This is a genomic window from uncultured Thiohalocapsa sp. (genome assembly GCF_913062725.1).
GTDB lineage: Bacteria > Pseudomonadota > Gammaproteobacteria > Chromatiales > Chromatiaceae > Thiohalocapsa.
Genome location: NZ_CAJXWY010000004.1, coordinates 58,855 through 84,876, shown reverse-complemented (window position 1 = coordinate 84,876; position 26,022 = coordinate 58,855). Strand labels below are relative to the sequence as shown.

The following is a 26,022-nucleotide window of genomic DNA, read 5'->3' as shown; positions in this document are numbered from 1 at the left end:
ACAGGGACGTATTCACGGCGTCCCCCGCCGGCGGCTGCGCGGCCTGCGACCACGTGGAGCCTGAAAACGGTGGCGACAGGGACGTGCCCTGTTCTCCCTACTCATCCGTCACACACCCCTCGGAGGCCGGCTGCACGGCCTTGATATACTTGTAGAGCGTGCCGCGGGTGGCCTTGTAGGGCGGCATGCGCCAGGCGCCGGCGCGGCGCTCGAGCTCCGCGTCGTCCACGTCCACGGCCAGGATGCGCTCGCCGGCGTCGATGGTGACGATATCGCCGTCCTGAAGCAGCGCGATGGGGCCGCCCTCCTGAGCCTCGGGGCAGACATGGCCGATGATGAAACCATGGGAGCCGCCGGAGAAACGCCCGTCGGTGATGAGTGCCACGTCCTTGCCCAGGCCGGCGCCCATGATGGCGCTGGTGGGCGTGAGCATCTCCGGCATGCCGGGGCCGCCCTTGGGGCCCTCGTAGCGAATGACCACGACATCGCCCTTTTGGATGCTGCCCGCTTCCAGGGCGGCGAGCATGTCCTCTTCGGCATCGAAGACCCGCGCCGGGCCCTGGAATTGCAGCCCCTCCTTGCCGGTGATCTTGGCCACGGCACCCGCCGGGGCGAGGTTGCCCTTGAGGATCTGGATGTGAGCGGTGTCCTTGATGGGCTTGGTCACCGGCATGACGATCTGCTGGTCGGCATCCAGGCCCGGCAGGTCGGCGAGGTTCTCTTCCAGCGTATGGCCGGTGACGGTGAGGCAGTCGCGGTGCATCAGCCCAAAGGACATCAGGTATTTCATCACCGCCGGCGTGCCACCCACCCGGTGCAGGTCCTCCATCACATATCGGCCGCTGGGCTTGAGATCGGCGAGGTAGGGCGTGCGGTCGCTCGCCGCCTGCACGTCCTCCAGGGTCAGGTTCACGCCGATGGCCCGGGACATGGCGATGAGGTGCAGCACGGCGTTGGTGGAGCCGCCGAGGGCCATGACCATCGCCAGCGCGTTGTCGAAGGCGGCGCGGGTCATGATGTCGCTGGGCTTGATGTCGTGCGCCAGCAGGTTGTGCATGGCCGCGCCGGCGCGGCGGCATTCCTCGGACTTGGCCGGGTCGGTGGCCGGGGTCGAGGCGCTGTAGGGCAGGGACATGCCGAGGGCCTCGATGGCTGAGGCCATGGTATTGGCGGTGTACATGCCGCCGCAGGCGCCGGGGCCTGGACAGGCGTGGCGGACGATGTCCTGGCGCTCGTCCTCGCTGATGGTGCCGGCGATGTACTGCCCGTAGCTCTGGAATGCCGAGACGATGTCCAGCGGCTGGCCGGAGTGGCCGTGGCCGGCGCGGATGGTGCCGCCGTAGACCATGATGCCGGGGCGGTCGAGCCGTGCCATGGCCATGATGGAGCCCGGCATGTTCTTGTCGCAGCCCGGCAGGGCGATGAGCCCGTCGTACCACTGGGCGGCGCAGACGGTCTCCATGGAGTCGGCGATGAGGTCACGCGACTGCAGCGAATAGCTCATGCCGCGGGTGCCCATGCTGATGCCGTCGGACACGCCGATGGTGTTGAAGCGCATGCCCACCAGGCCGGCCTCGTCGGTGCCGGCCTTCACCTCGGTGGCGAGATCCAGCATGTGCATGTTGCAGGGGTTACCCTCCAGGTAGACGCCGGCGATGCCGATGAGGGGCTTGCCCAGATCCTCCTCGGTGAGGCCGGTGGCGTAGAGCATGGCCTGGGAGGCGCCCTGGGCCTTGGGCTGGGTGACGCGGCTGCTGTAGCGGTTCAGCTGCTTGTTCATAATGGACCTCTGGATGGGATCTGCTGGATTGAGTGGGCCGAGGCGGGTGCCGGCGGCGGGCCTGCGGGAATTGTGGTGAGCGTCCTGCCAGGCTGCGAGGAACGACAAGCTAGCCGTAGCGAATCAATCGTTCCAATGATTTTTTCCGCGCTTACTGTTCGTTCATGACGAACGATACCCACTCCCGACCTGAGCACCGAGCTGCCGCGCACCGCCGGCGGCGCGGTTCGCCGCCGCGAGTCGCAGCGTGCGCCCGAACAGCGGCTCCAGCGCGGCGTCGTGGCTGACGAAGATGAGCGTCGCGCCGGTGGCGGCGCATTCGTCGAACAGGAGCTGCACGAAGGCGCGGCGGCGATCCGTGTCCAGCGCTGAGGTGGGCTCGTCGGCGATGATGAGCTCCGGTGCGCCCATGAGGGCGCGGGCGGCGGCGACGCGCTGCTGCTGGCCGACACTGAGCTCGGTGACCGGCTGGCGCAGCAGTACCGGGTCGGCGAGATCCAGATGACCGAGCAGGCGCTTGGCCTCCGCGCGCAGGGTTTTGGCGCGGGCCAGTGCGCGCTCGCGGCGCAGCACCGAGAAGCGACAGGGCAGGAGCACGTTGTCGATGATGCCAAGGTAGGGGATGAGGTTGAACTGCTGGAAGATGTAGCCGATGTGATCGGCCCGGAAATGATCCCGCTCGGTGCCGGTGCGCGCCGACAGGCTCTCGCCCAGCACCCGCACCACACCGACCTGCGCCACCGTGATCCCGGCCAGCAGGCCGAGCAGGGTGCTCTTGCCGCTGCCGCTGGGACCTTCGATGAAGAGGCGCTCGCCGCGGGCGACGGTGAGTGCATCCAGCGCCAGGATATCCGGCCCCTTGCGGCGCCAGCGAAAGCGCACGCCCTCGAGCTGGACGATGGGCGCTGACAGGTCCGGCGGCGCGGTCGCCGCGGCGGCGGTCACAGGTCCAGTCGATGGCTGTCCGGGGTGAGCTCGGCGCCGCGCTGCCCGCTCGGCGTGATCAGCTGCACCCGCAGCTTGTCCTTGCCCGGAAAGACCTCGAACAGCCGCACGTCGAGCTGGCTGAGGGCGGCCGGCTTGGCGCAGGTGAAGGCCCATTCGCCATGGGCGTCGGCATGGATCTCGCCGTCGGTGTGGGCGTGATCCCCGGGGCTGCCGAGGTCGAGTCGCACCTGATGCGACATCTGCACGCACTCGGCGCCGGCGTTGGTCATGAAGAGCGCGGCGCCGTCGGCGAGGCGCCCGCGGGCCTCGGCGATGGCCGTGCGCTCGGCCTCGTTGCGCGGCGGATGCTCGAAGCCGACGATGTTGGCGGCCGGGGTGTCGAGCTCCACCAGCAGGAGATCGCCATCGACGGCGATGTTGAGTGCCGCGACACCGTGCACATGGGCGTCGTGCTGGCGGTGGCCATGGTGATGATCATGGTCGCCATGGTCGTGATCCGCGCCGGCGGCCGCGGGCCCGGCGGCGGCGATCAGCAGGGTCAGCAACAGCCAGCGGCTGCGATGGGGTTGGTTGGGTCGCGCAGACATGGTTCGCCCTCTCTACGACAGAACAACAGTGAAAATGACCATCGCACTCGTGATCGGCACTACCATCGCTGTTGCGATGCATGCCGACGTCGATGCTGGCTCGATACCGGACCCTGTGGTGCCGTCCGCCTCATGTATCCCGGTGTTTCTCGGCGCAGTCCGAGCAGGTGCCGATGACCTCCACCACCGGCCGCGAGGGCCGGAAGCCGGTTTCGGCGGCCACCGACGCCAGGCTGCCGGCGATGGCCTGGTCTTCCAGCTCGGTGACGCCGCCGCAGCCGTTGCAGATCAGGAACTGGCTCGCATGCGGGTGCTCCGGATGGGTACAGCCGATGTAGGCGTGCAGGGTCTCGAGCTTGTGCACCAGGCCCTGGGCCAACAGCCAGTCCAGCGCCCGGTACACCGTGGGCGGCGCTGCTGATCCCTGATCGCGCAGCTGATCCAGCAGCTCGTAGGCGCCCACGGGTCGGTTCGCCCGGCAGACCAGCTCCAACACCCGCCGGCGCTGCTTGGTGAGGCGCACCCCGCGCTGGTGGCACAGGGTCTCGGCGCGGCTCAGGGCGTGGCTGAGAGTGTTTTCGTCCATCGGCGCGTCAATGGTTTCTGCAGTGGCGGGTCGGCGTCATGACGGCGCGCTCGGGACCACCGGCTCAGGTCTGCGTCTTGGCACCGCCGCCCGCCGACACCATCCGCCGCCGCCGCAGTGCCACCGCCACCAGTGCCGAGACCAGATAGAGCGCCCCCGCCAGCAGGATAATGGTGGGCCCGGGGGGTAGGTCTGGTGTATAGGACAATGCCAGCCCGGCGCTGGTGAGTCCAGCGCCGAGCAGGGTGGCGGTGACCATCATGGCGGTGATGGAGTGGGTCCATTGCCCGGCGACGGCCGCGGGGAGGGTCAGCAGCGCGATGACCAGGATCAGGCCCACCACCTGGATCATCAACACCACCGTCAGCGCCACCAGCACCAACAGCAACAGATACAGCACCGCCACCGGCAGCCCGCGCAGCCGGGCGAATTCCTCGTCGAAGGTGACGGCGATGAAGTGGCGATAACCCAGACCCACCACCACCAGCAGCAGCAGATCCAGCGCCGCCATGAACCAGAGCTCGCGGGTCGGGACCAGGAGGATATTGCCGAACAGAAAGCTCATCAGATCCGTGGTGTAGCCCGGTGTGCGGGAGATGAACAGGATGCCGACGGCCATACCGATGGCCCAGAGCGCGCCGATGGCGGTGTCCTCGCGGGTGCGCCAGGTGAGCCGCACCCAGCCGATGAGCAGCGCCGAGACCACCGCGGCGATGAGGGCCCCCAGCAGCGGGTCGAAGCCGAAATACAGTGCCGCCCCCATGCCGCCCAGCACGGAGTGGGCGATGCCGCCCGCCAGGAAGGCGATGCGCTTGACCACCACGAAGGGTCCGATGAGCCCGCAGCCCAGACTGGCCAGCAGACCCGCCAGCAGGGCCTGGCGCAGGAAGGCCTGCGCGCCGAGTGCGGTGAAGAATTCAGCCATGGCCGTGTTGCTGCCCGCCGGCGGCGGCGGTGGCCAGCGGCTCGCTCTGGTCGTGCGCGTGATGGATGTGGCGCACGTGCTCGCCGTAGAGATCCTGGATGGTCTGACCGTCGATGCTGTCGGTGGTGTGGCACACCAGGGTGCGATTCAGGCAGGCCACCCGGCTCACGTACGCCGAGATGAAGGCGATGTCGTGGGAGACAACGACGATGGTCAGCCGGCGGTTCAGCTGCGCCAGCAGCTCGAAGATCTCGCCCTCCAGGCGCTGGTCGATGTTCGCCGTGGGCTCGTCGAGGATCAGCAGCCGCGGTTCTCCCACCAGGGCGCGCGCCAGCAGCACCCGCTGCAGCTGACCACCGGAGAGGGTGCCGATCTGGCGCTCGCGCAAGTCCAGGGCCTCCACCTCGCGCAGCGCCGCCGCGGCCGCCCGGCGGTCGGCCCGCGTCCAGGGACCGAGCCGCCAGCCGAGACCGAAGCGGCCCATGAGCACCACGTCTTCCACACTGATGGGGAAGTCCCGGGGGAACCCCGGATACTGGGGCACATAGCCGCTGCGCTTGCGCGCGCGCCGCGGCGGCTCGCCGAACACGCGGATGCGCCCGGCGCTGGGCTTCTGCAGCCCCAGGATCAGCTTCAGGAGTGTGCTCTTGCCGCCGGCATTGGGGCCGACGACGCCGAGGAATTCGCCGGGGGCGACCGTCAGGTGGACGTCTTCGAGCACCGGCACTTCGCCGTAGGCGAAGCACAGGCCCGCGACTTCGATGGCGGCCGGCGTGCTGGTGGCGGCAGCGTCGTTCATGGCGCCTGCTGCCCGCCGCCGTCGGCCGTCACCAGGATATCCGCGAGCCGACGCAGCGTGACGGCATAGTCGGGCGAGAGCGGATCCACCGTTGCCACCCGGCCGCCGATGGCACGGGCCACCTGGCCGGCGGCGCGCTGGTCGAATTGCGGCTGCACCAGGATCAGTCTGGCGTCTTCCGCCCGCGCCTGATCGATGAGCGCCGCGAGCCGGCGGGCGCCCGGTTCCTTGCCCTCCCGCTCGATGGGCACCTGGGTCAGGCCGTAGGCGTCGGCGAAATAGCCCCAGGCCGGATGGTAGACGAGAAAACTGCGATTCCCGAGGCGGCTCAGGCGCCGTTGCAGCTCGGCATCCAGCGCGGCGAGCGCCGCATCGAATTCGGCCTGGTTGGCCGCGTAGGTGTCGGCGCCCGTCGGGTCCAGCTCGGTGAAGGTGTCGCGGATGGTCACCGCCATCCGTCGAGCCAGCCGCGGGCTGGTCCAGACATGGGCATCCAGGGCCGGTCCGCCCCGGCCGTGATGCTCATGGCCATGATCGTGAGCATGGTCATGATCCGGCTGCGGGCGCAGTTGCAGGCCGGCGCGCAGGTCCACGACGCGCATGTCCGCATTGGTGGCATGGATGCGCTTCATCCAGGCGTCCTCGAAGGGCGCACCCACCCGCAGATACAGATCGGCGCCGGCGAGGGCCGTGATTTGCCGCGGCGTCGGCTCATAGGTGGCGGGACTGTGTCCCGGCTGCACCATGGTGTGCACCTCGACGCGCTCGCCGCCGATACGCTCGGCGAAGGTGGCCAGCGGCAGCACGCTCACGAACACAGACAGCTCATGAGCGCGCGCCGGCGCAGCTGCGATGGATGCCGCAGCCATGCACAGCCACAGGGCGCACAAGACCCGGAGACAGCGCCCGATGTGGCACCGGCGGCCACGGGAAGGAAGGGGAGCGGCGCATTGACGAGCCATGTTTTGTGTCGCTCAACAAGGGTAAGATCGCGTGCCTCGATGGCAGGCCCCGCCGTCGGCTGGCTGCCACATGTAATAGTATAACAATACAGCGCGGTGCGCGGTCGACGACAACTGATCGTCGCCCGTCAGCCGCAGCGTGTCAGGACGTGAGCAATCAGGACAAGCGCGCGGCCGTCGCTGCGATGCCGTTCGGAGGGCGTAAAAGCGTCACCGTGCTGGTGCTTCCGACGCCCGGGCGCTGGTGGGGATGAGCCAACGAAAACGGGGCCCGAAGGCCCCGCTGCAAGCATGATTGCGCATCCGTGCGCGGTCGTCCCTGAACGGTAGCGTCAGGTGCTACCGCGAGCGCCCATGAACTCGGGGTAGGCTTCCAAGCCGCATTCGCCCACGTCCACGCCTTCGTACTCCTCTTCCTCGCTGACGCGGATGCCCATGATCAGCTTGATGAGCAGCCAGACGATGAAGGAGGTGATGAAGACCCAGGCGAAAATGGTGATGAGGCCGATGAGCTGAGCACCGAAGCCGGCGTCGGCATTGGTGATGGGCACGGCCAGCAGGCCCCACATGCCGACGACGCCGTGCACCGAGATGGCGCCCACCGGATCATCGATGCGCAGCTTGTCCAGGGTGACGATGGCGAACACCACGATGACGCCGCCGACGCCGCCGATGAGCGTCGCCGCCAGCGGGGTGGGCGTCAGCGGCTCGGCGGTGATGGCCACCAGGCCGGCGAGTGCGCCGTTCAGCGCCATGGTGAGGTCGGCCTTGCCGAACAGCAGCCGGGCGGTGATCAGCGCAAACACCAGGCCACCGGCGGCGGCCATGTTGGTGTTGACGAAGATGCCGGCCACGGCGTTGGCGTCACTGATGTTGGACACCACCAACTGCGAGCCGCCGTTGAAGCCGAACCAGCCCAGCCAGAGGATGAAGGTGCCGAGGGTCGCCAGCGGCAGGTTGGCGCCGGGGATGGCGTTGATACTGCCGTCTTTGCCGTACTTGCCCTTGCGCGCGCCGAGCAGGATGACGCCCGCCAGCGCCGCCGAGGCACCCGCCAGATGCACCACGCCGGAGCCTGCGAAGTCCTGGAAGTTGAGGCCGTCCAGGAAGCCGCCGCCCCATTTCCAGTAGCCCTGCACGGGATAGATGAAACCGGTCATGACGATGGCGAACAGCAGGAAGGCCCAGAGCTTCATGCGCTCGGCGACGGCGCCGGAGACGATGGACATGGCGGTGGCCACGAACACCACCTGGAAGAAGAAGTCGGACAGGCCCGCGTAGTAGACGTCGCCATCGCTCGCCAGCACGGCGTCCACGGCGTTGTCGGCGCTGGCATTCATGAACATGAATGTCCAGGAAATCTCCGGCACGACGCCGTTACCGCCCGCCGGGTACATGATGCCGTAGCCGATCAGCATATACATGATGCAGGCGATGGCGAACAGCGCCACGTTCTTGGTCAGGATCTCGGCGGTGTTCTTGGCGCGCACCAGGCCCGCCTCGAGCATGGCGAAGCCCGCGGCCATCCACATGACCAGCGCGCCGGACATGAGGAAGTAGAAGGTGTCGAGTGCGTAAGCGAGTTGAATCGTTGGTTCTTCCATCAGATCGATGCCTCCGTGGGGTCGCTCAGAGCGCGTCCGGACCGGTCTCGCCGGTACGGATGCGGATAACTTGCTCGAGGTCGGCGACGAAAATCTTGCCGTCGCCGATCTTGCCGGTCTGGGCGGCGCCGGTGATGGCCTCGATCACCTGATCCACCAGGGGGTCGTCGACGGCGATCTCGACCTTGATCTTGGGCAGGAAGTCGACGACGTACTCGGCGCCGCGATAGAGCTCGGTGTGGCCCTTTTGTCGGCCGAAGCCCTTGACCTCGATCACGGTGATGCCGGAGACGCCGATGTCGGCGAGCGCCTCGCGGACGTCGTCGAGCTTGAACGGCTTGATGATGGCTGAAATCAGCTTCATGGGTTGCGCTCCGTAGGGTTGTGGGGGATGCCGAGCCATGTCGGTCCGGTGATGCTAGCTGCCGGAAGACAGCTCGGCGCGGATCTTAAAACGTCTTGGACCAGCCGACCCAGACCTGGGGATCGCGGTTGACGCCGGTGTAGTACTTGCGTGGGTCGCCGATGGCGTCGACGTTGAAGCTGAAGGTGCCGAAATCGCCCGTATCCTTGATGATGCTGGCGCCGTAGTTGTAGCGGTCGGCGGTGACGAGCTCGGTGGGATCGTTCGGATTCGGTGCCTTGTTCTTGAAGTCGTAGTAGCCGCCGCGCAGATCGAAGCCGAAGTCGTTCGGCAGCGGGAAGGACAGGCCTACGCTGTAGTAGAAGTCGCCGTCGACATACAAATATTCGTTGCCGTTGCCGCTGTAGGGTGTGTACTGAATGCCGGCGGAGAAGAATTCGTAACCAAAGAAGAGCCCGATATCCACGTAGCTGGTATCGGCTGCCTCTGGGTACACATAGTAGATGGCATTGGCGCCGATGGTCGCCCCTTCTATCGGCAGTTCGAAGTCGTAGCCCAGGTAGAAGTCCACTTCAGAGCCGCCGCCGCCCAGGTTCGAGGCCCAGGTGCCCGCGTAGAAGCCATCCACGGTCAAGTCCAGGCCGCCCTGGACGGCGGCGTCGCTGTTCGATGCGGTGGCACCTCGCACGATGTAATTGGACACGACACCGATGTTGGCAGTGATTTCCATCTCTTGGGCCGTGGTTGGCACGGACACGGCGGTCAGCGTGCTGGCGATGATGCTGGCGCTGGCTGTGCGGTTGAACAGGGAGCGGGTCGACGCAGTCATTTGGAGTACACCTCGATTTTTTTAAATAGACGCTGAAACCGGAAGGTGCCTTGACCTGACTGATGTGGTCGGCACAATCGACGGCTACAGGTCATCACCCAATGCAGAGACCGTGCCAAGGCTAAGGATGTGCCGAAAAACATACCAATTCGGGATTTTTGTGTTGTAAACGCAACAGCGTGTTGCACCATTTGCGCGCATCGTCGTGAGGCATGCGGCTGTTTGGTGCACCCTTGTTGTGCGTTTCCGGGGGCGACGCTGAACCGATCCGACGGCTATACTGCGCGGTGTCGGATCGCGCCGACGCTGACTTGACAGGAGCTCGTACTGTGCCGACGAACCATCTCGATGATCTCGCACACCGCCTCGCCGAGACCCTGCCGGAGGGGGTGCGTGCGTTGCAGGAGGATCTCAGTCGTGGCTTTCGGTCCACCTTGGAAAGCGGCCTTGGTCGCCTCGACCTGGTCACGCGGGAAGAATTCGATGTCCAGGCCGCCGTGCTGGCGCGCACCCGTGCGAAATTGGAGGCGCTGACCGCACGCGTCGCCGAGCTGGAAGCCGCACTCAAAACCGAAGCGACGGGCGCAGACGCCGATCACCCCGCCGCCGGTGCCGATCACTAGACGACGACGCCCGCTGCCCGGCGCCGGCGGCCGGCCATCGGGGAGTCGGTGCGCCGCCGCGTGACCTCGCGCCTGCCCCATGAGCTTGTGCATCCTGCATAGCCGCGCCCGCGACGGGATTCGCGCGCCGGAGGTCACGGTGGAGGTGTACGCGGGGGGCGGCTTGCCCGCCACCGCCATCGTCGGACTGCCCGAGCTGGCGGTGCGGGAGAGTCGTGATCGGGTGCGTGGCGCCATCGCCAACGCCGGCTTTTCTTACCCCGCCGGGCGCGTCACCATCAACCTGGCACCGGCGGACCTGCCGAAAGAGGGTGGACGCTTCGATCTGCCCATCGCCGTTGGTATTCTCGGGGCGACGGGCCAGCTGCGCGCCGATGCGCTGGCGCGGCTCGAGCTATTGGGCGAGCTGGCGCTCACCGGTGCCCTGCGACCGGTCTCGGCGGTGCTCCCGGCGGCGCTGGCCGCCCGCGCCGCCGGCCGCGCGCTGGTGCTGCCGCGCGCCAACGCCGACGAGGCGGCCCTGGTGGAGGGGCTGGACATCCTGCCCGCCGAGCACCTGCTGGAGGTTTGCGCCCATCTCAATGGCGACGCCGTCATCGCACCCCACCGCGCCCCCGCCGTTCAGCGTCAGGCCGCGACCTACCCGGATCTCGCCGAGGTGCAGGGCCAGGGGCAGGCCAAGCGGGCACTGGAGATCGCCGCCGCCGGCGGCCACAGCCTGCTGCTCATCGGCCCGCCCGGCACCGGCAAATCCATGCTCGCGAACCGATTACCCGGCATCCTGCCCAGACTCCACGATGCCGAGGCGCTGGAAGTGGCCGCCATCCGCTCGGTCAGCGGTCAGGCCGAGGTGGATCCGGCCAACTGGCGCGAGCGCCCGTTTCGGGCGCCGCACCATACCGCCTCCGGGGTGGCGCTGGTGGGCGGCGGCAGCACGCCGCGGCCCGGTGAGATTTCGCTGGCGCACGAGGGTGTGCTGTTCCTGGACGAGCTGCCGGAGTTCGACCGGCGGGTGCTGGAAGTGCTGCGCGAGCCGCTGGAATCCGGGCACATCCACATCTCCCGCGCCGCGCGGCAGGCGCAGTTCCCGGCGCGCTTCCAGCTGGTGGCGGCGATGAATCCCTGCCCCTGCGGCTATCTCGGTGATCCCCAGGGCCGCTGTCGCTGCACGCCGGAGCAGGTGGCCCGCTACCGCGCGCGCATCTCGGGTCCGCTGCTCGATCGCATCGACCTGCAGCTGGAGGTGCCGCGGCTGCCGGCGGAGCGACTCATCGCGCGCCCGGAGGGTGCCGAGCCCAGTGCCCTGGTGCGGGCGCGGGTGGAGCAGGCGCGGGCCAGTCAGATGGAGCGCGCCGGCTGCACCAATGCGGCGCTCGCCGCCGGCGCGCTGGAGCAACACTGTGTCCTGGATGCACAGGGCCGGCAGGTGATCACCCAGGCCATGCGCCGACTGTCGCTCTCGGGTCGGGCCTATCACCGCATCCTGAAAGTGGCGCGCACCATCGCAGATCTGGCCGACAGCGAGGCCATCACGGTGGCGCATCTCAGCGAGGCCATCGGCTACCGGCGGCTCGACCGCGGCGGCGCGGCGGCGTCCGCCGGCGGGGGTGCCTGAGCATGCTGGAGCTCGCCGGCATCACGCTGCGCCGCGGCCCCAAGCTGTTGCTGGAAGGGGCGGACCTGCGGGTGCATGCGGGTCAGCGGGTGGGGCTCACGGGTGCCAACGGCTGTGGCAAGTCGAGCCTGTTCGCGCTGCTGCGCGGTGAGCTGCAGCCGGATGCCGGCGTCGTGACCTTGCCGCCGGACTGGCGCATGGCCCATGTGGCGCAGCAGACGCCCGGTGGCGAGCGGGCGGCCCTCGAATTCGTGATGGACGGCGACACGGAGCTGCGCGAGGTGCAGCACCGGCTCGCCGCCGCCGAGGCCGCCGACGACGGCGTCACCCAGGCGGCCCTGCACGGGCGGCTCGAGGCCATCGGCGGCTACACGGCGGAATCCCGCGCGGCGCGGCTGCTGCACGGACTGGGCTTCGCGGTGGGGGACGAGCGGCGCGCCGTGTCGAGCTACTCCGGCGGCTGGCGCATGCGCCTGGCCCTGGCGCAGGCGCTGATGTGCCGCTCGGACCTGCTGCTGCTGGACGAGCCCACCAATCACCTGGATCTGGACGCGGTCATCTGGCTGGAGGGCTGGCTGCGGGCCTATCCCGGCACCTTGCTGCTCATCTCCCACGACCGTGACTTCCTGGACGCCGTGGTGGAGCGCATCTGCCACGTGGAACGCCGCGGCCTGAAGGTGTACGCCGGCGGTTATTCCGCCTTCGAGCGCCAGCGCACGGAGCACCTCGCGCAGCAGCAGGCCGCCCACGAGCGCCAGCGGCGCGAAGTGGCACACATGCGCGCGTTCGTGGACCGCTTCCGCGCCAAGGCCACCAAGGCCCGCCAGGCACAGAGCCGCCTGAAGGCCCTGGAGCGCATGGAGCTCATCGCGCCGGCGCACGTCGACTCGCCGTTTCGCTTCAGCTTTCGCCCGCCGCAGGCACAGCCCGACCCCCTGCTGCGGCTGGAGGACGTGCGCGCGGGCTATGCCACGGCCCAGGGCGAGACCACGGTGCTGGCGGACGTCGGCATGAGTCTGCGCCCGGAGGATCGCATTGCGCTGCTCGGACCCAACGGCGCCGGCAAGTCCACCCTCATCAAGCTGCTGGCGGGGCTCATCGCGCCGCGCCGCGGGCGGCGCGAAGCGGGGCAGGGGCTGGTCATCGGTTACTTCGCCCAGCACCAGGTGGACCAGCTGGACCCCGACGCCTCACCGCTCAGACATCTCGAGCGGCTGCAAGCCCAGGCCGAGCAACCGGGCGTCAAGCCCGCCACGGAGCAGCAGCTGCGCGACTTCCTCGGCGGCTTCGGCTTCCAGGGCGAGCGCGCCACCGAGCCCGTGGCGCCCTTCTCCGGTGGCGAGAAGGCCAGGCTGGCGCTTGCGCTCATCGTCTGGCAGCGCCCGAATCTGCTGCTGCTGGACGAGCCCACCAATCACCTGGACCTGGACATGCGCCTGGCGCTGAGTGAGGCCCTGCTCGGGTTCGAGGGCGCGCTGGTGCTGGTCTCCCACGACCGCCATCTGCTGCGGGTCACCTGTGACACTCTGCTGCTGGTGGACGGCGGCCGCGCCGAGCCCTTCGCCGGCAGCCTCGATGACTATCCGGCGTGGCTCGCCGCCCGCAATAAAGCGCAGGCCCGGGCCACGCCCGCGGCGCGGCCGGATGACGGGCCGCGGGCAAGCGCCGAGCAGGCTGCTGAGACTCCGTCCAACGGCGACGCCGCGGCCTCCCGCAAGGATCAGCGTCGCCGCGAGGCCGCGCAGCGGGCCCGGCTGCAACCGGCGAGGCGGCGGGTGCAAGCGCTGGAGGGCGAGGTCGAGCGCCTGAGCCATGCGTGCAGCGCATTGGAGGCAGCCCTTGCGGATCCTGCCCTCTATACCGATGATGCCAAGCCGCGCCTGCTGACCTTGATCGCCGACAAGCAGCGCATCGATGCCGAACTGGCGCAGGCCGAGGCCGACTGGCTCGAGGCCGCCGCGGCGCTGGAGGCCCTGGAAGCCCTGGAGGCCCCGGAGGCATAGGGCTGAATCATGCCGGTTGGCCCCGTGCGGTGAGCAGATGCAGCGCGCTGTGCACCCGGGCGAGGCCTGTTCAGGGGCCGCTGCAGGGTGTGGGCGGCTGCACCGACGGGGCACCTGGTGCGTGATCCTCGCGCCAAAATCGGGCGCCGACATGCCTGGTGTCAGTCCCCACTGAAAAATCTCGACCGTATGGGGCATAAACGGCTTCGCGCCATGGCTGGGGCGCGTTATCTTTAGTTCCAACGTCGGCGCCGACGGATCGTTTCTTGCTTCAACGACTTTGGCACGACGGCGGCCCGTACCGCCAACGAACCGCCGCGGCTCATCTCGGACCCCATGCCTGGACTATCTTCCATGTCGCCATTCAGAGACCTCAGTCAGAGCGCGCCGAAAGCGGCGCTGTTCGATCTCGCGCCCCTGCCCATGGACAAAGAGGGCATCGCCCGGGATTTCAAGCGTTACTACGCCTATACCCTGGGTCGCGACCGCGACTGCAAGTCCGCTTACTATCCGTATAAGGCGCTGGCCATCGCGCTGCGCGACCGGTTGATGGAGCGCTGGAAGCGGACCCGCGCGGCCCACGATCAGGCCGACTGCAAGCGCACCTACTACCTGTCGCTGGAATTCCTGATGGGGCGCTCGCTCAGCAACGCGCTGCTCAACCTCGGCATCGACGACGCCGCCCAGCAGGCGCTCTACGACCTGGGCCTGGTCTACGAGGAGATCGAGGCTGCGGAAATGGATGCGGGTCTCGGCAACGGTGGCCTCGGCCGTCTCGCCGCCTGCTTCCTGGACAGCTGCGCGACCCTGCAACTGCCGGTGAAAGGCTACGGGCTGCGTTACGAGTACGGCATGTTCCGCCAGCTCATCGAGAACGGCCGCCAGCTGGAGGAGCCGGACCACTGGCTGCGCGACGGCAACCCCTGGGAGCTGGAGCGCCCCGAGTACACCCAGCGCGTTCCCTTCGGCGGCCACACCGAGCATTACAAGGACGAGTCCGGGCGCCTGCATCGGCGCTGGGTGGATACCCACGACGTGCTGGCGGTGCCCTATGACATCCCGATACCCGGCTATCGGAACAACACCATCAATACGCTGCGGCTGTGGTCCGCGGCGGCCACCGACGAGTTCGATCTCGGTGAGTTCAACGCCGGCAGCTATCCCGAGTCGGTGGCAGCCAAGAACAACGCCGAGCACATCACCATGGTGCTCTATCCCAACGACGCCAGCGAGAACGGCAAGGAGCTGCGGCTGCGTCAGCAGTTCTTTTTGGCCTGTGCCAGCATCAAGGACGTGCTGCGGGAGTGGACCAGACTGCATGGCCGTGACTTCACTGCGTTCGCCGACAAGAACTGCTTCCAGCTCAACGACACCCATCCCGCGGTGTCGGTGCCGGAGCTGATGCGCCAGCTGGTGGACGAGCAGCACCTGGATTGGGAGACGGCTTGGGACATCACCACCCGGACCATGGCCTACACCAACCACACCCTGCTGCCGGAGGCGCTGGAGCGCTGGCCGGTGCGGTTGTTCCAGCAATTGTTGCCACGGGTGCTGGAGATCATCTACGAGATCAACGCCAGATTCCTGTCCAAAGTCGCCGCGCGCTGGCCCGGGGATATGGACCGTCAGCGCCGCATGTCGCTCATCGAGGAGGGCGGCGACCCCCAGGTGCGCATGGCCTATCTGGCCATCGTCGGCAGTTTTTCGGTCAACGGCGTCGCCGCGCTGCACTCGCAGCTGCTGAAAGAGGGTCTGTTTCGCGACTGGTACGAGCTCTGGCCCGGGAAATTCAACAACAAAACCAACGGTGTGACGCCCCGGCGGTGGCTCGCCATGTGCAATCCCGGCCTGCACGCCCTGCTGGACGAGACCATCGGCGAGCACTGGGTGCACGACCTCAAGCGCCTGGAGCAGCTCGCACCGCATGCCGACGATGCCGCTTTCCGGGAGCGCTGGGACACCATCAAGCGCCAGAACAAGGCGCGCCTCGCGGGCCTGATCGCCGCCAACTGTGACGTGGAGTTCCCGGTGGACTTCATGTTCGACGTGCAGGTGAAGCGCATTCACGAATACAAGCGCCAACTGCTGAACGTGCTCCATGTGATCCACCTCTACAACCGCATCAAGCACGGTGACGCGGACATCGGCGCGCCCCGCTGCGTGCTCATCGGCGGCAAGGCGGCGCCGGGCTACGAGATGGCCAAGCTCATCATCAAGCTCATCAACAACGTCGCCGGCGTCATCAATGCGGACCCGGTGGTGCGCGAGCAGCTGCGGGTGGCCTTCATCCCGGACTATCGGGTGTCCGTCATGGAGGTGCTCGCCCCTGGCACCGATCTGTCGGAACAGGTCTCCACCGCCGGCAAGGAGGCGTCGGGCACCGGCAACATGAAGTTCATGATGAACGGCGCCGTTACCATCGGCACCCTCGATGGCGCCAACATCGAGATCCGCGAGCAGGTGGGCGAGGACAATTTCTTCCTGTTCGGCCACACCGCCGAGGAGGTGCAGCGCATCCGCGGTCACTATGATCCCAACGGCATCATCGCCAACGACCCGGCGCTTGCAGAAGTCATGCAGCTTTTGGAGTGCGGTCACTTCAGTCAGTTCGAGCAGGGGATCTTCGACCCGCTGGTGCATGGCATCCGCAGCCCCCATGATCCCTGGCTGACGGCGGCGGACTTCGACAGCTATCGCCGCGCGCAGCTGCTGGCCGCCGAAACCTACCAGGATCGCGAGCGCTGGCTGCGCATGAGCGTGCTGAATACGGCTCACAGCGGCTTCTTTTCGTCGGATCGCACCATCGCTGAGTACAACAACGACATCTGGCACATGGAGCCGGTGCCGCCGGCACCTTGAAGCAACCCCCGAGCGCCCGGGTACGCCGGGAACGCCTCTGCGGCTGCCCGGCGCCTGACCCCTTTCGCAGCACAGCAACCCGGAAGCGCATCGATGATCTTTCAACTCTGTTACCTGAGCACCGCCAGCCGCGATATGCAGCGCGAAGACCTGGTGGACCTGCTCACCACCTCCCGGCACAAGAACACGGCGCTCGGCATCACCGGTCTGCTCCTCTACAGCGGTGATCAGTTCATCCAACTGCTGGAAGGCGAAGAGTCTGTGGTGCGCGCGCTGTACGCGCAGATCGCCAGGGACGAGCGTCATCACGATGTGGCTTTGGCATTCGAGGAACATGTGGCAGAGCGTCAGTGCCCGGACTGGAGCATGGGCTTCCAGGCGCTGCCTGACAGCGAATGGCTGGAATTCCCCAGCCCCGACGGCTCCGCGCAGGGGCTGCAGCCGATGATGGAGGCCATGGGCCGTGCCAAGGCGATTCTGCACAGGGTGCGCGAGCGGGGCCTGGACCCGGCGCGGGCGCTGTAGCAGATGCGCCATAGCCTGCACCAACTCCGACCATGCGCTCATGACGGATCGGCGTCGCAAGACACAAGCGGCCTTTCGAGTCGAGACGCATGATCGGCGCAACGGCCATCATTCGAGCGCCAAGCCGATGCACACGCGCCCATCCGTTGCCACCGCGGTGATCACGCTGTTTTGCTGCCCGCCTTTGGCGCAGGCCGACTCCGACGCTGACCGCGCCCGCCGGCTGGCGCAGGAGGGCGCCATCCTGACGTTGGAAGAGATTCTGCCGCTGCTGCGCGAGGCCAGGCCCGGCACGCTCATCGAGCTGGAGCTGGAATACGAGCGTGAGCACGGCACCTACGTGTACGAGATGGAGGTGCTGGATGCCGACGGCCGGCTCTGGGAGGTGGAACTCGACGCCAGCACCGGCGCGCTGATCGAAGTCGAGCTCGACGACTGAGGCGCGCTGGCGGTGGTAACGTTGTGCGCGCTGCGCCGACGCGCGGGCAGCGGATGGCTTCCCCTTTGAGCACCTATCCCGGCTGGCATGCGCTTGTTGCTCATCGAAGACGACGGCGGGCTCGCCCGTGGACTGCGCCGGGACCTGGCCGATGCGGGCTATGCGGTGGACTGGGCCGGAAACGGCGTCGACGGCGCTTTTTGGGGCACGGAACAGCCCTACGACGTCATCGTGCTGGACCTGGGGCTGCCGGGTAAGGCCGGACTCGAGGTGCTCGCCGAGTGGCGTGCCGCCGATATCCGCACGCCGGTGCTGATACTCACCGCGCGTGACGCCTGGCACGAGCGGGTCGACGGCCTGCGCGCCGGCGCCGACGACTACCTGGGCAAGCCCTTCCACGTACAGGAGCTGATTGCACGGCTGCAGGCGCTCACCCGCCGCAGTGGTGGTCAGGCCAGCCTGCGGCTGCGCGTGGCCGGGCTGACGCTGGATGAGGACCGCCGGTGCGTCCTGCTGGCGGACGGCGGCGAGCAAGCCCTGACGGCGACGGAGTTCCGCTTGCTGCGTGCGTTCATGCGCAACCCCGACAAGGTGTTGTCGAAGGAATGGATCGCCGATCACGTCTACGATCAGCACGCCGAGCCCGGCGGCAACACCATCGAGGTTTATGTGCGCCGACTCCGCAGCAAGATCGGTCGGCAGCATCTGCGCACCCGGCGCGGGCAGGGTTATGTCTTCCCGTCCCGGCCCTGACGCGCCCGCCTCCGAGCGGCAGTCCGTCGGTCCAACCGGCGTTGCCAGTTGGCTCACTGCCATCCATCGACGGGGCTTCACCCCCAGGGACTCGCTGGAGAACCGGCTCAATCTGGGGCTGGGTTTGAGCTTGGCGCTCCTGATCGGCGCCGCCTGGTGGCTCGGGCACATGGCATTGCACCGCACCACCGATGCCTACGTGCTCTCCCGGCTGGAGCACGACACCCAGGCGCTGCTCGGGCGCCTGGAGCGCATCGACGACGTGGCTGGCGCCGGCCAGCAGCTGCTGCCCGTCTATCGTCAGCCCTTCTCCGGACATTATTTCAAGGTCTTGACCGGCGCGCAGGTGGTTCGCTCGCGCTCCCTCTGGGATCAGGATCTGGAGGTGGCGCCGGTGCGGATCGGGGAGGTACGCATCTGGTATCGCGACGGCCCCATGGGGCAACCACTCCTGGTACGCGCGGCGGGCTACCGGGTGGCGGCGGGGCCCGTTACCATCGCCGTCGCCGAGGACCTGAGCCCGCTGCTCGGCACGCTGCGGGTCTACGAGCAGACATTCGCGGCGCTGGCTGTCGTCGGCCTGTTGGCGATGCTGGTGCTGCAGCGAGCCATCCTGCGCCGCTCCTTCCGGCGACTCAGGCCCGTCTATCAGGACATCGATGCGCTGGAGCGCGGCACCGCCAATCGCCTGACCGAGCAAGTGCCGGCGGAGATCCTGCCCCTGGTGCGCAAGCTCAACGGCCTGCTCGCCGTCTACGAGCAACGCTTGACCCGCTCACGCAACGCCGCAGGCAACCTTGCCCATGCGCTGAAGGGGCCCCTCAGTCTGATGCGCCAGCAGCTGCGGTGGCCGGCGCGAACGGCAGCGGACGCGGACTGGGAGCCCGCTGATAGCCCGCGGCGCGTCTGTGCCGGTGAGGTGGAGCGCATCACAGCGCTGGTGGAGCGCGAGCTCAAGCGCGCGCGCATCGCCGGGCGCGCGCGGCCCGGCTCTGTCTTCGATCCGGCACTGGAATTGCCGGACCTGAAGCGCTTACTGCTCGCCATGTATCGACACAAGGCGTTGGACATCGACTGCCGGAGCCAGCTGTCCCAACCCGTCTCCCTGGATCGCGAGGACCTGCTGGAGATCCTCGGTAACCTGCTGGACAACGCCTGCAAATGGGCCCATGCAAGGGTCCGCTGCACGCTGGCGCCGGCGCAGGACAGCGGCGGCCTGCGACTGCTGGTGGAGGACGACGGCCCCGGTTGCAGCGACGCCGAGCTGGCCCAAATTGCCCGCCGCGGCGAGCGCCTGGACGAGCAGGTGGATGGCCATGGGCTGGGGCTGGCCATCGTCCGGGAGATCACCGAGTCCTACGGCGGTGCGATACGGCTGGAACGCTCGCCGCGTCTGGGCGGCTTCCTGGCCCGCGTGGATCTGCCGGTGCCGGTGAACAACGACTAAAGCCGAGCCCTGCGCCGCTCGTGGGCGCCTGCGGCCGGGACCCGACAGCCCAAAGGTGATCCCGCCGGCGCCACACGCGTCGAAGCCATGCGTCTGCCTCCGCGAAGGATAGCTGCCGCGTTCAGCTCGGTTTCAGCATCCTCGTGCAAGCTGTGTCTCAGTCTGGTGGCTCGTGGAAGTCCACGCAGCCGCTGGCATACCGCGCACCCTTGCTCAGGAGTACAAACATGCACACCGCATCCCGCATCGCCGCCATTCTCACCCTCCTTGCCGCCGGCGGTCTCCACGCCGCGGAGGCGGACACGGGGGCTCCCGCCGCTGCGCCTTTGACCATGCAGCAGGCCGTGGACAAGGCGCTGGCGCAGCGCCCCGGCGAGGTCATGGGCACCGACCGCGAGCGCAAGAACGGCCGCGAGGCCTGGGAGGTGGAAATCCGCGATGCCAACGGCCAGGAGTGGGAACTCTACTACGCCATCGATGACGGCAGCCTGCTGTACGAGGAGCGTGACTGAGCCATGGTCGCCGCCGACTTGGTCAACGGCGCGACGCATGGCCAGCCAGCGCCAATCACTCGCCGTCGCCTGAGCGGTCGGCCTCCGGCGACTGCCGGCCGTAGACATACATGCCGACCAGGACGGCCATGTTGAACACCAGATAGAACTGGCCGATCACCCCTTCGAGGACGGACAGGGACTGTGCCAGATTCGACATTGGCACGATGTCCCCATAGCCGATGGTCAGCAGCGACACGAAGCTGTAGAAGTAGAGCAGATCATAGAGCTGGAGGACGTCCGGGTCTGAGCCGTGCACGCCGAAATCGAAGGAGCCGGGCCGCAGCAGCTCGACATTGACATAGGCGACGGTGAAGGTCGCCCCGATCAGCAGATAGACGCAAAGCCCGCCGAGCACGCCGCCGAGCGTGATGCGCTCCTGCTTCAGGATGAAGCCGATCAGACTGACGATGACGGTGACCAGAAAGCCTCCGGCGGCGCAGTTCAGGGCGACGAAGACGGCGCGCTCGTGGGGATGGAGCACGAGCACGCCATAGAAGATCAGGATAAGACCGAAGAAGACTGCGGTCGTCCAGAAGAGGTTGTCGTGCCGGATCGCGTAGGCAACGTAGAACACGACGACGACATAGGCGAGGTCGCTGATGGCCCCCAAGGTTTCATTGCCCTCGAACATCGGCAAGATCGCCAGCTGCGCCATCATGTAGCCGAACAGCAAAACGAAATAACGGCCGGTGCGCTGCTGAGTTGTGTGCTCGTCGGGCATTGGCATCTTTTCTCCCGTACCTTCGGGGCAGCCCGCCGCCGGCGCTGGCCGGGGGCGGCTGCGTTTGTCTCACGTCACCGGCAGTGTCGTGCGCTCCACCACGCGCCGCAGCACGAAGCTGGAGTGCACGCCGCTCACGCCCTCGATGCGGGTCAGCTTGTTCAGCAGCAGGTCCTGGTAGGCGTCCATGTCGCGGACGATGACCTTGAGCTGGTAGTCGGCGTCGCGGCCGGTGATGAGGAAGCATTCCAGCACCTCCGGCATGGCCGCCACCCGGGCGTCGAAATTGGCGAAGCGCTCGGGCGTGTGCCGGTCCATGGCGATGCTGAGGAAGGCGATGAGGTTCAGCCCCAGTGCCTTGGCGCTCAGCAGCGCCCGGTAGCCTTCGATGATGCCGGCCTCCTCCAGCGCCCGCACCCGTCGCAGACAGGGCGATGGTGACAGCCCGATGCGATCGGCGAGCTCCTGGTTACTGATGCGTCCATCCTGCTGCAGGATGTCGAGAATGCGTTTGTCGTAGTTGTCGAGCATGCGTCGATGGGCTGGGGGCTGGGGGCGGCTCTTCTGACGTCCGTGTTTAGTACTGCGCAGATTTGCAAAATATAGTTCAAATTGCGCAACAGGCGCTATATGCGACAGATTATTGCCAATTAAGCCGATCCATGGGGCATATTCGCAATCACCTGCGGGGTCGATGCGCGCAGACTATGCAGCGTCGGCCACAAGCCGGCGGGGGCCAAGCCCACAAGGCGACGGCCCGCGCCAGTGGCTCCCACGCCTGCGGCCGTAACCCGGCGCAGTCCGGAGCCGCCAACCCTCGAACCCAGAACCTCGACCCCAGCCCCCAGAACCTAACCCCCAGAACCTAGCGCCTGACCATGTTCGATCACCGCAAATACCGCCCCGCTCCGACCGTCCAGCTCGCCGACCGCAGCTGGCCGGACCGCACCATCAGCCGCGCTCCGCGCTGGGCCAGCGTGGACCTGCGCGACGGCAACCAGGCGCTGCTGGCGCCCATGAGTGTTGCGCAGAAGCAGGCGCTGTGGCGGCTGCTGGTGGCCATCGGGCTGAAGGAGATCGAGGTGGGCTTTCCGTCCGCGAGCCAGCCCGACCATGACTTCGTGCGCTGGCTCATCGAGGAACGCCAGATCCCCGAAGATGTGACCATCCAGGTGCTCACCCAAGCCCGGGAGGACCTCATTCAGCGTACCTTCGCGGCGCTGGATGGCGTGCACCAGGCGATCGTGCATGTCTACAACAGCACGTCGCCGGTGCAGCGCGAATGGGTGTTCGGCGCCGAGCGTGCAGATGTGAAGGCCATCGCCGTGCGCGGCGCCGAGCTGGTGCAGCGCGAGGCGGCCAAGTACCCCGGCACCCGCTGGACCTTTCAATACTCGCCGGAGAGCTTCTCGCAGACCGAGCCGGAGTATGCCATCGAGGTGGTCAACGCCGTGCTGGACGTGTGGCAGCCGACGCCGGCGGCGCCCTGCATCGTCAACCTGCCGGCGACGGTGGAGTCGGCGAGCCCGAACGTCTTCGCGGATCAGGTGGAGTGGTTCTGCCGCCAGTTGGACCGGCGCGAGGCGGTGATCGTGTCGCTGCATACCCATAACGACCGTGGCGGGGCCGCGGCGGCGGCGGAGCTGGGTCTGTTGGCCGGCGCCGACCGGCTGGAGGGCACGCTGCTCGGTAACGGCGAGCGCACCGGCAACATGGACTTGGTGACCGTGGCCATGAATCTCTACAGCCAGGGCGTCGATCCCCAGCTGGACCTGTCGGACCCGGACCGGATCATCGCCGTGACCGAGCGCTGCACGGGTATCGCCTGCCATCCGCGCCACCCCTGGGTGGGGGAGCTGGTGTACACCGCCTTCTCCGGCAGCCATCAGGACGCCATCGGCAAGTCCCTGCGCCATCAGCGTGCCGCCGAGGATCTGCCCTGGCAGGTGGCCTATCTGCCCATCGATCCGGCGGATATCGGTCGCAGCTACGAGGCCGTCATCCGTGTCAACAGCCAGTCCGGCAAGGGCGGCATCGCCTTCGTGCTCGAGCGCGACTACGGCCTGAATCTGCCGCGCTGGCTGCAACAGGCGCTGGCGCCCATCGTGCAGCGCGAGAGCGAGCAGCGCGGCGGCATCATCGATGCTGAGCGCATCCATGCGCTGTTCCAAGCGCATTTCGTGCACGATGGCCGGCAGGCACCGACCCGCCTCGCGGGCTACCGGCTGCACCGCAACGGCCGCGAGCGCATCGAGGCACGCGTTCAGGCCAGCGATGTCGAGCGTGCCATCACCGGCGAGGGCGAGGGCGCCATTGCGGCTTTTGCGGATGCCTGGCGGCGGGCCTTCGGCACCGAGGTGAAGGTGGTCGACTACCAGGAGCACGCCATCGGCGCGGGCACGGATGCGGAGGCCGCGGCCTATGTGCTGCTGGACATCGAAGGTCGGCAGGTGCCGGGCGCGGCCATCGACCGGGATACCCTCGGTGCATCGCTGCGGGCGGTGCTGTCGGCGCTGAACCGTGCCGCCGAACAGGCGCCGGGCGCGGCGGATCGGGCGCCGCTCGCCGCCGCCTGAGGCGGTGCCGGGGCAGCTTGGCGATGTCGTCATGCCGCCTCCGCGGCGCCGCCGCCGGCCGTGCGCGCTCGGGCCATCCCGGCTCGGCCCGCTCGCCCTCAGGCCGCCGCGTCGCCGGCGCCCAGGTGCTCCTGCAGCCAGGCGCGGATCTGGTGACTGGAGCGCGAGCCGCTGAAGCGCCCGCGCTCCTCGCCGTCCTGGAACAGGATGACCGTCGGAAAGCCGCGCAGCCGGAAGTGGCCTGCAAGCTTCATGTTCTCGCCCGCGTCCACCTCCACCTTGGCGAGCCGGATGGCGCCGGCGAGCTCATCGACGACGCGGTGCAGGTGTGGTGCCAGCTGATGACAGGGGGCGCACCAATCCGCCCAGAAATCCACCAGCACCGGCAGTGTTCGGGAGGCGAGGATCACCTCCTGCTCGAAGCGCTCCTGGTCGATGTCGATGACGTGGGGGCTGTTTGCGTGGTCGTTGAATGACATGAGCGCTCTGCGGGCCTCCTGCGGGTGCGGATCAACGTGCGGGCTCGGGGTGGAGGCATCGACCGTGGATGCGCTATCGTTGTGGGCTGAGAAGCCCAAGTTCAATGCGGAATCCGCCCATGACCGACGTCCTCACGCAACGTGCAGCCTATCCCACCACGCGCATGCGTCGCATGCGCCGGGACGACTTCTCGCGCCGGCTCATGCGCGAGACGGCGCTGACCCCGGACGACTTCATCTATCCGGTGTTCGTGCTCGAGGGCGCCGGCCAGCGCGAGGCGGTGCCCTCCATGCCCGGTGTCGAGCGCTTGAGCATCGATCTGCTGGTGGAAGAGGCCCGGGCCGTCGCCGGGCTCGGCGTGCCGGCCATGGCCCTGTTCCCGGTGACGCCCATGGCGGCGAAGTCCGAGGACGCGCGTGAGGCCTACAACCCAGACGGTCTGGCGCAGCGGGCGGTGAAGGCGCTCAAGGATGCCGTGCCGGACCTGGGTGTGATGACCGATGTGGCGCTGGATCCCTTCACCACCCATGGCCAGGACGGCCTCATCGACGCCGCGGGCTACGTGATGAACGACGCCACCGTCGAGGTGCTCGTGCGCCAAGCGGTATCCCATGCCGAAGCGGGGGCGGACATCGTCGCCCCGTCGGACATGATGGACGGGCGCATCGGCGCCGTGCGCGCGGCGCTGGAGGAAGCCGGCGCCATCAACACCCGCATCATGGCCTACTCGGCGAAGTACGCCTCCAGCTTCTACGGGCCCTTCCGCGACGCCGTGGGCTCGGCGGCCAACCTGGGCGGCGGCAACAAGTACACCTACCAGATGGACCCGGCCAACTCGGACGAGGCCCTGCACGAAGTGGCGCTGGATCTCGCCGAGGGCGCGGACATGGTCATGGTGAAGCCGGGCATGCCCTACCTCGATATCGTCCGGCGTGTGAAAGACCGCTTCGCCGCCCCGACCTTCGTTTACCATGTCAGCGGTGAATACGCGATGCTCAAGGCCGCCGGCCAGCAGGGCTGGCTCGACGAGCGGGCGGTGGTGCTGGAGGCGCTGATGGGCTGCAAGCGCGCCGGCGCCGACGGCATCCTCACCTACTATGCCAAGCAGGCGGCGGAGTGGATGGGGGGCTGATGTCCGATCACTACGCCGTCATCGGCAATCCCATCGCCCACAGCAAATCGCCGCAGATTCATGCGGCCTTTGCCCGGCAGACGGGCCAGCGCATGGACTATGGGCGTATTCTGGGCAGCCTGGAGGACTTCGCCGGCGACGTGCGCGCCTTCGTGGCCGACGGCGGCCGCGGGCTGAATGTGACGGTGCCGTTCAAGCAGGAGGCCTGGGCCCTGCTGGCAGACCGCAGCGAGCGCGCGGCAGCCGCCGGCGCCGTCAACACCATCCTCGTGCTGGACGACGGGCGCCTGCGCGGCGATAACACCGACGGCATCGGGCTGGTTCGGGACCTGCGCGACAACCACGGCTTCGACTTCACGCGCCAGCGGGTGCTGCTGCTCGGTGCCGGCGGGGCCGCCCGCGGTGTGCTCGGCGCGCTGCTGGAGGCCGGCCCGGCGGCGCTCACCATCGCCAATCGCACGCCCGCCAAGGCACTGGCGCTCGCCCAAGGCGTTGCCGCAACGGCGGTCGACGGCTGCGGGCTGGATGACCTGGCAGGCCGCGCCTTCGATCTGATCATCAATGCCACCTCCAGCGGGCTCGACGGCGAGGTGCCGGCGTTGCCGCATGGGCTCCTGGCCGCCGACGCCTGGGTCTACGACCTGGTCTACGGCGATGCGCCGACGCCCTTTTGCCGCTGGGGCGAGGCCCAGGGCGCCGCACGGGCGCTGGACGGCCTCGGCATGCTGGTGGAGCAGGCGGCGGAGTCCTTTCGGCTCTGGCGCGGCGTGCGGCCCGACACGGCGCCCGTCATCGCCATGCTGCGCGGCGCCGCCGCGAGCCGCTGAGCGCCCGCCGATGACGCCCGCCGATGAAGATCGGCAGGGTCGCTGCGGTCATCGGCCGGCCCCGCTACGGCCCTACCGATTGCC

The 26,022-nt window shown here is 68.0% G+C and carries 25 protein-coding genes; 12 read left to right on the top strand and 13 right to left on the bottom strand.

The annotated features are described in order from the left end of the window. Positions 1 to 97: 97 nt before the first annotated feature. The 10 genes from ilvD to QZ588_RS01935 all read right to left on the bottom strand — a co-directional run bounded on the left by ilvD (position 98) and on the right by QZ588_RS01935 (position 9,384). On the bottom strand, positions 98 to 1,780 hold the full coding sequence (ilvD, locus tag QZ588_RS01980) for a dihydroxy-acid dehydratase (RefSeq protein ID WP_295539207.1): 1,683 nt from the start codon (positions 1,778 to 1,780) through the stop codon (positions 98 to 100). A 162-nt stretch (positions 1,781 to 1,942) separates the two neighbouring features. Then, positions 1,943 to 2,725: an ABC transporter ATP-binding protein gene (locus QZ588_RS01975; RefSeq protein WP_295539204.1), complete on the bottom strand. Its 783-nt coding sequence runs from the start codon at positions 2,723 to 2,725 to the stop codon at positions 1,943 to 1,945. Continuing rightward, the gene (locus QZ588_RS01970) at positions 2,722 to 3,315 is read right to left on the bottom strand and encodes a DUF2796 domain-containing protein (RefSeq protein WP_295539201.1); all 594 of its coding nucleotides are present in this window, start codon (positions 3,313 to 3,315) and stop codon (positions 2,722 to 2,724) included. The genes QZ588_RS01975 and QZ588_RS01970 overlap by 4 nt, the downstream gene beginning before the upstream one ends. A 130-nt stretch (positions 3,316 to 3,445) precedes the next feature. Next, positions 3,446 to 3,901 (bottom strand): transcriptional repressor, encoded by a 456-nt coding sequence (locus QZ588_RS01965; protein ID WP_295539199.1) that lies wholly within the window; start codon positions 3,899 to 3,901, stop codon positions 3,446 to 3,448. Between the two features lie 64 nt (positions 3,902 to 3,965). Continuing rightward, positions 3,966 to 4,826, bottom strand: a complete 861-nt coding sequence (locus QZ588_RS01960) for a metal ABC transporter permease (RefSeq protein WP_295539196.1) — start codon at positions 4,824 to 4,826, stop codon at positions 3,966 to 3,968. Then, complete coding sequence (locus QZ588_RS01955) at positions 4,819 to 5,625, bottom strand: ABC transporter ATP-binding protein (protein ID WP_295539194.1); 807 nt, start codon at positions 5,623 to 5,625, stop codon at positions 4,819 to 4,821. Before QZ588_RS01955 ends, QZ588_RS01960 begins: the two co-directional genes overlap by 8 nt. Then, on the bottom strand, positions 5,622 to 6,437 hold the full coding sequence (locus QZ588_RS01950; protein WP_295539192.1) for a zinc ABC transporter substrate-binding protein: 816 nt from the start codon (positions 6,435 to 6,437) through the stop codon (positions 5,622 to 5,624). The genes QZ588_RS01955 and QZ588_RS01950 overlap by 4 nt, the downstream gene beginning before the upstream one ends. A 482-nt stretch (positions 6,438 to 6,919) precedes the next feature. After that, the gene (locus QZ588_RS01945) at positions 6,920 to 8,191 is read right to left on the bottom strand and encodes an ammonium transporter (protein ID WP_295539190.1); all 1,272 of its coding nucleotides are present in this window, start codon (positions 8,189 to 8,191) and stop codon (positions 6,920 to 6,922) included. Between the two features lie 25 nt (positions 8,192 to 8,216). Then, positions 8,217 to 8,555, bottom strand: coding sequence for a P-II family nitrogen regulator (locus QZ588_RS01940; protein WP_200239048.1), 339 nt, complete (start codon positions 8,553 to 8,555; stop codon positions 8,217 to 8,219). A gap of 85 nt (positions 8,556 to 8,640) precedes the next feature. After that, positions 8,641 to 9,384 carry a TorF family putative porin gene (locus tag QZ588_RS01935; RefSeq protein WP_295539185.1) on the bottom strand — a complete coding sequence of 248 codons (744 nt, stop codon included), beginning with the start codon at positions 9,382 to 9,384 and terminating at the stop codon, positions 8,641 to 8,643. Positions 9,385 to 9,713: 329 nt separating this feature from the next. Between QZ588_RS01935 and QZ588_RS01930 the strand changes: the two genes are divergently transcribed. The 9 genes from QZ588_RS01930 to QZ588_RS01890 all read left to right on the top strand — a co-directional run bounded on the left by QZ588_RS01930 (position 9,714) and on the right by QZ588_RS01890 (position 20,160). Beyond that, on the top strand, positions 9,714 to 10,007 hold the full coding sequence (locus QZ588_RS01930) for an accessory factor UbiK family protein (protein WP_295539182.1): 294 nt from the start codon (positions 9,714 to 9,716) through the stop codon (positions 10,005 to 10,007). A gap of 79 nt (positions 10,008 to 10,086) precedes the next feature. Further along, entirely contained in the window at positions 10,087 to 11,622 is a 1,536-nt protein-coding gene (locus tag QZ588_RS01925; protein WP_295539180.1) for a YifB family Mg chelatase-like AAA ATPase, read from the top strand. Between the two features lie 2 nt (positions 11,623 to 11,624). Further along, positions 11,625 to 13,625 carry an ATP-binding cassette domain-containing protein gene (locus QZ588_RS01920; protein ID WP_295539178.1) on the top strand — a complete coding sequence of 667 codons (2,001 nt, stop codon included), beginning with the start codon at positions 11,625 to 11,627 and terminating at the stop codon, positions 13,623 to 13,625. Positions 13,626 to 13,979: 354 nt separating this feature from the next. Continuing rightward, positions 13,980 to 16,484 (top strand): glycogen/starch/alpha-glucan phosphorylase, encoded by a 2,505-nt coding sequence (locus QZ588_RS01915; RefSeq protein WP_295539177.1) that lies wholly within the window; start codon positions 13,980 to 13,982, stop codon positions 16,482 to 16,484. Between the two features lie 93 nt (positions 16,485 to 16,577). Continuing rightward, positions 16,578 to 17,009 (top strand): BLUF domain-containing protein, encoded by a 432-nt coding sequence (locus QZ588_RS01910; RefSeq protein WP_295539175.1) that lies wholly within the window; start codon positions 16,578 to 16,580, stop codon positions 17,007 to 17,009. Positions 17,010 to 17,136: 127 nt separating this feature from the next. Next, positions 17,137 to 17,448 (top strand): PepSY domain-containing protein, encoded by a 312-nt coding sequence (locus QZ588_RS01905; protein WP_295539174.1) that lies wholly within the window; start codon positions 17,137 to 17,139, stop codon positions 17,446 to 17,448. Between the two features lie 87 nt (positions 17,449 to 17,535). After that, positions 17,536 to 18,201, top strand: a complete 666-nt coding sequence (locus QZ588_RS01900; protein ID WP_295539172.1) for a response regulator transcription factor — start codon at positions 17,536 to 17,538, stop codon at positions 18,199 to 18,201. Further along, positions 18,179 to 19,648 carry a sensor histidine kinase gene (locus tag QZ588_RS01895; RefSeq protein ID WP_295539170.1) on the top strand — a complete coding sequence of 490 codons (1,470 nt, stop codon included), beginning with the start codon at positions 18,179 to 18,181 and terminating at the stop codon, positions 19,646 to 19,648. The genes QZ588_RS01900 and QZ588_RS01895 overlap by 23 nt, the downstream gene beginning before the upstream one ends. Positions 19,649 to 19,875: 227 nt before the next feature. Continuing rightward, the gene (locus QZ588_RS01890) at positions 19,876 to 20,160 is read left to right on the top strand and encodes a PepSY domain-containing protein (protein ID WP_295539168.1); all 285 of its coding nucleotides are present in this window, start codon (positions 19,876 to 19,878) and stop codon (positions 20,158 to 20,160) included. A 55-nt stretch (positions 20,161 to 20,215) separates the two neighbouring features. Here the strand turns inward: QZ588_RS01890 and QZ588_RS01885 are convergent, their stop codons facing one another. Both QZ588_RS01885 and QZ588_RS01880 read right to left on the bottom strand, forming a co-directional pair. Then, on the bottom strand, positions 20,216 to 20,929 hold the full coding sequence (locus QZ588_RS01885) for a potassium channel family protein (RefSeq protein ID WP_295539165.1): 714 nt from the start codon (positions 20,927 to 20,929) through the stop codon (positions 20,216 to 20,218). A 63-nt stretch (positions 20,930 to 20,992) separates the two neighbouring features. Then, positions 20,993 to 21,454, bottom strand: a complete 462-nt coding sequence (locus QZ588_RS01880; RefSeq protein ID WP_295539162.1) for an Lrp/AsnC family transcriptional regulator — start codon at positions 21,452 to 21,454, stop codon at positions 20,993 to 20,995. Positions 21,455 to 21,795: 341 nt separating this feature from the next. Between QZ588_RS01880 and leuA the strand changes: the two genes are divergently transcribed. Further along, the gene (leuA, locus tag QZ588_RS01875; protein WP_295539264.1) at positions 21,796 to 23,499 is read left to right on the top strand and encodes a 2-isopropylmalate synthase; all 1,704 of its coding nucleotides are present in this window, start codon (positions 21,796 to 21,798) and stop codon (positions 23,497 to 23,499) included. A gap of 98 nt (positions 23,500 to 23,597) precedes the next feature. Here the strand turns inward: leuA and QZ588_RS01870 are convergent, their stop codons facing one another. After that, positions 23,598 to 23,978 carry a thioredoxin domain-containing protein gene (locus QZ588_RS01870; RefSeq protein WP_295539160.1) on the bottom strand — a complete coding sequence of 127 codons (381 nt, stop codon included), beginning with the start codon at positions 23,976 to 23,978 and terminating at the stop codon, positions 23,598 to 23,600. 119 nt (positions 23,979 to 24,097) lie between these two features. Here QZ588_RS01870 and hemB point away from each other — a divergent pair, with 119 nt between their 5' ends. Continuing rightward, a complete protein-coding gene (hemB, locus tag QZ588_RS01865) occupies positions 24,098 to 25,111 on the top strand; it encodes a porphobilinogen synthase (RefSeq protein ID WP_295539158.1) in 1,014 nt (337 codons plus the stop codon). Continuing rightward, complete coding sequence (aroE, locus tag QZ588_RS01860; protein ID WP_295539155.1) at positions 25,111 to 25,938, top strand: shikimate dehydrogenase; 828 nt, start codon at positions 25,111 to 25,113, stop codon at positions 25,936 to 25,938. The genes hemB and aroE overlap by 1 nt, the downstream gene beginning before the upstream one ends. Positions 25,939 to 26,022 lie beyond the last annotated feature (84 nt).